The 222-nt window shown below is 55.9% G+C and carries 1 rRNA gene; it reads left to right on the plus strand.

Annotated elements, in window-relative coordinates:
• Positions 1–222, plus strand: a 16S ribosomal RNA gene (locus ACTHSL_RS14395); the annotation flags it as partial.

A 222-nucleotide genomic window follows, 5' to 3' on the forward strand; every position in this document is an offset into this window, starting at 1 on the left:
AGATGTGTATAAGAGACAGCCTACGGGTGGCAGCAGTGGGGAATATTGGACAATGGGCGCAAGCCTGATCCAGCAATGCCGCGTGAGTGATGAAGGCCTTCGGGTTGTAAAGCTCTTTCGCACGCGACGATGATGACGGTAGCGTGAGAAGAAGCCCCGGCTAACTTCGTGCCAGCAGCCGCGGTAATACGAAGGGGGCTAGCGTTGTTCGGAATTACTGGG

The sequence above is a fragment of the Neisseria sp. P0008.S010 genome, from assembly GCF_051962715.1.
GTDB lineage: Bacteria > Pseudomonadota > Gammaproteobacteria > Burkholderiales > Neisseriaceae > Neisseria > Neisseria elongata.